This is a genomic window from uncultured Mailhella sp., from assembly GCF_944324575.1.
Classification (GTDB): Bacteria; Desulfobacterota; Desulfovibrionia; order Desulfovibrionales; family Desulfovibrionaceae; genus Mailhella.
This window is the reverse complement of record NZ_CALUWV010000180.1, coordinates 1-4,191: the sequence shown is the minus strand read 5'-3', so window position 1 is coordinate 4,191 and position 4,191 is coordinate 1. Positions and strand designations below refer to the sequence as shown.

3 protein-coding genes are annotated in these 4,191 nt (G+C 56.0%); 1 reads left to right on the top strand and 2 read right to left on the bottom strand.

From position 1 onward, the window contains the following. The first annotated feature begins 505 nt into the window (after positions 1–505). The gene (locus Q0J81_RS12245) at positions 506–2,977 is read left to right on the top strand and encodes an autotransporter outer membrane beta-barrel domain-containing protein (protein WP_294448249.1); all 2,472 of its coding nucleotides are present in this window, start codon (positions 506–508) and stop codon (positions 2,975–2,977) included. Positions 2,978–3,305: 328 nt separating this feature from the next. Here the strand turns inward: Q0J81_RS12245 and Q0J81_RS12240 are convergent, their stop codons facing one another. Next, a complete protein-coding gene (locus Q0J81_RS12240) occupies positions 3,306–3,836 on the bottom strand; it encodes a DUF1016 N-terminal domain-containing protein (RefSeq protein WP_294448248.1) in 531 nt (176 codons plus the stop codon). A gap of 59 nt (positions 3,837–3,895) precedes the next feature. Then, a partial coding sequence (locus Q0J81_RS12235; RefSeq protein ID WP_294448246.1) for a hypothetical protein occupies positions 3,896–4,191 on the bottom strand: 296 nt, incomplete at its 5' end.

The following is a 4,191-nucleotide window of genomic DNA, read 5'->3' as shown; positions in this document are numbered from 1 at the left end:
ATCAACGGTGCGCGAACCGTCCATGCCTCTTTTGATACGCTCAAGGAAACTCTGGACTATGCCAGCATCTATAAGAAAATGGCGGAAACGCAAAACATCACTGCGCCTCCTGTGCAGGAGACTTTCTCCATGCGAATGCGATAAAGCATCAACATGACAGAAGCGCCTTTTGAACTACCAATTCAAAAGGCGCTTCTTACTGCGAATGTTTTGCTCAAGCCACGGGCCCCCGTCCTGCCGGGAGGACACCGCTCGTCCCTGTTCATCTCAGTTGCTTTTCCGAAGTCGAGGCCGGGAAAAAGATGAAATCATCCGGCCTTGTGCCCGGCATGAAGCCGCCTCACACGGCGCGAAAAGCCTTCTCCTTCAACGCGCCTCGAGAAAAAATGACCTGTACAAAAAATTTTTTCCGTTATACGGTTTTCCCAAAAGGGGATGTCCGACGGAAAAGCGGACGGCATCTCCTGTACCGGCACAAGGTGAGAATATCATACCGTGGAGGAGAATGTCTTATGCCGAGAGAGAGAGAGAGAGAGAGAGAGAGAGAGTTAGGCTGACGCCTCTGGCAGGCAGTGCGCGAAAAGCCCTGCCGTTCCTGCTTGCTGCCGCGCTGCTGGCCGCGCCCGGTGTGGCGGGGGCCAATTCGGGCGGCGATGATGTGTATGGCATGGGCACCGTACCTTGGTATTGTGGAACCGGGAGCAGTGACGGCAATATTATCATCGATTATTGGGAGACCAGGTATGCCTCCGGAGGACTCATCAAGAGCACTTCCGCAACAGATGTAACCTTGTCCAACAACACCGTCAGAGTGAAGGACGGAGCCAACGTGGATGGTGTCTATGGCGCAACCATAGCCTGCACCGTACCAGGAATTGTGACCATGACAGGCAACAAGGTGTTCGTCGAGGGCGGCAGCAGCGACTCGGTGAGGGGAGCCCACATCAACTCAAACGTGTTCAATATACTCCAAAATACTGTCATCATGACCGATAACCACGTGGTCATCACTGGCGGCGACCTCGCTGGTTATGAGCATAGTTCGATAGCCGGGGCAAGCGGCATGACAGATGCCCAGTCGGATACAACACCATCGATGGTCACGGGGAACAGCCTGACCATCAAGTGCGATACGCTTACGCTTGCATGCCCTACGCTTGCATCCGGGAGAGAATATATCGGAGCCTGGTTGACAAATACAAAGGACACTTATGTCAACAACAATTCCGTGATCATCAAGGGCGGTACCTTTAGGACTGACATGACTCAAGCGTACCCCACTATCGTAGGCGGCAAAGCCTCCCGATTAAGTGCCGGAACACCCGCTACGTTTACGGCCAACAACAACGTGGTGGATTTGGACAACGTTACCCTGGTCAGCCCCCGTATCTATGGCGGGTATCTCTCCATATCCTCCGACGACTCGGGCAGCGCCACGAACAACACGGTTATCCTGCGGGAAGGCCTTAAGCTGAAAGGCTATTCCTACCTGTACGGCGGCGGCTACAGCGGCAGCAGCGCCAACCCCAGCCTGGATGTACGCACGGGCAACACGCTGGAAGTGCGGACCGTTGGCCTCACCGCCAAGAATGTGTATAATTTTGAGAACTATCACTTCATCTTGCCCAGCACCGTCAGGGCCAACGACATCGTACTGACCCTGACGGATTCAGACGGCACAGACATTTCCGGCGCCAAGGTGGGCGTGGCCGTGGCAGGCGGAAGCGCGCCTCTTAAAGTGGGCGACAGCGTCACCCTGCTCAGAAACCGCTACGGCCTGGAAACTAAAGGCTACACGCAGACTTCCCTCACCGGCACACAGGGCGTGTCGCTGGCATACGACTTTACGCTGGCCACCGTTGACGACCCGAAGACAACGCTCACCACAGATCTCGTCGCCACCGTAGGAACCATATCTGACGAACCCGGCGGCGGCGATCAGCCCGGCGGCGACGAACCCGGCGGAGGCGACGAACCCGGCGGAGGCGACGAACCCGGCGGGGACAGCCCGGTGCACGTTCTGCCCCAGACCAAGGCTTTGTCGGAAGCCTACCTTGCCGGTTCGCTGCTTATCCGGCAGGGCGGCGACTTCATTGCCGACCGCGGCATGGCTTACGCTCTGCGCGCTGCCAGCGCAACGGGCGAGTACGGCTTTGCTCCCTTCGGCACGATTTCCGGCGGCTGGTCCCGCTACGACACCGGCTCCCACATCGACGTAAGCAGCCTCAACCTGCTCGCCGGCCTTGCCAAGGGCGCGGATCTGGCTCCCGGCCGCTTCACCGCCGGGGTGTTCTTTGAATACGGCAACGGTTCCTATGACACTTGGAATTCCTTCTCCAACGCGGCTTCAATCAAGGGCGACGGCGATACCTGGTACGCGGGCGGCGGTCTTCTGGCCCGCATGGACTTTGCTGAAACAGGCCCCGGCCACTTCTATGCCGAAGCCAGCGCACGCCTTGGTGTGCTGAACAACGACTACGACAACGACGACATGCGCGACGCCTTCGGCCGCAGGGCCTCCTACGACAGCGACAGCGCCTATTACGGCCTGCATGTGGGCGCGGGCTATGTCTGGAACCTCAGCGACAAGGCGGATCTTGACCTGTATGCCAGGTACCTGTGGACCCATCAGGACAGCGACAGCCTGCACCTTTCCACCGGCGAACGCCTGCACTTTGACAGTGTGGACTCCCACCGACTGCGCCTTGGCGCCCGCTTTGCCTATACTGCCAACGAGTATGTGCGCCCCTACATCGGCGCAGCCTGGGAACAGGAGTTCGACGGCGAAGCCAGAGCCACCACCAACGGATTTGACATTGACAGGCCGGACCTCGAAGGCAGCACCGGCATGGGCGAACTGGGCATCACCCTTACCCCCTCATCCAGCATCCCCGTCAGCCTCGACCTCGGCGTTCAGGGCTATGTGGGCAGGCGTGAGGGCGTTTCCGGCACCCTTCAGCTTCAGTGGAAGTTCTAGGTTCAGAACCTGTTAACGGACGGCCATTTTCAAAAGGGCAGACATGGAGAGTGTTCCATGCCTGCCCTTTGCATCTGCCGGACGGATGCCGTTTTTCCTGTTCCTCTCCATCGCTTTTCCCAAGTCGATATCCTCTTCCTGTGAAGTCAAACAGAAACACACATTGAAAATGAAACGGGAGACGGAGGAACATTTGAACTGAGAATATTCCAGCCGGAAGAAGGCAACGCCGACCTGTTCGTTCAGTTTGAAAAAGACCATAACATCAACGACGCGCAAACCGTCCAGACATCTTTTGATACGCTCAGGGAGACTCTGGACTATGCCTCTACCTATAAGAAAATGATGGATCACGGATAATATCTTCTGGTTGTTCTGCTGGTGCCGTTCTCTGAATCTCCGCCGAAACTTCGCACTTATTCTGACTGGATAGCAATCGTTCATAAAAAAAACTATGAATCTGCCGTTCAAGCTGACGTACACTCCATCCGGCTTTTGCACATTCCTCCAGATAACATTGACGGGCTTGCCTGCTGTCCACGTGCATAAGCAGCCGGTAATGGCTCCATCTCAATTTGCCACACATTGTGTAGAAATTTGGAAAAGTCAAATAAAACAGTCGAATATTCTGCAAATTGGCGACTGTGAAGTCTTTTCCGAAATCAAGGGTCATCTTCGCAGAAAGCTCGGCTATAAGCTTCGTGCCGTACTCGGCACGGGCTTCTCCTCCCTGTTTTTCCACAATGCTTTTCCAATATGCCTCAACCATGGCAAAATCGGCCGCAGCATAGACCTTATTCCGGGCTGAAAGCAGAATTTCCTTAATCTGGCTATAAAAGGAAGGATCCAGCTTGCTCACAAGAATCTCCTTCGGAAAACGTATCATTACAGGAGCGAAATCCTCCACCGACCGCCATATCACTCCATGCGCGTATGGATTGCATACTGTTGCTGCATACCGACACGTCTCTCCACTCGTCTCCACATCTCCCGGTATGTTTCATACTTCGCCAGCTCTACATCTCCCGCTGTGCCGAAAGCGTAATCCGCCGTGCGCTCGGCGTATCGCTGCCAGTCTCTGCGTGCGGACGACTCCCGGATAGAGGGAGCGCATTGCCGGACAGCCTCCATCACAGTATCCCGGCTATGGCCGGTGGCGCGAAGTCGCAGGGCGATCATGGCATCCACACGGGAGTAGTCTTCAATGGTCAGGT

What these genes read in the sequence shown, in the direction of transcription:
- Q0J81_RS12245 (WP_294448249.1), top strand. Translation starts at nt 506, where the DNA reads ATGTCTTATGCCGAGAGAGAGAGAGAGAGAGAGAGAGAGAGAGTTAGG.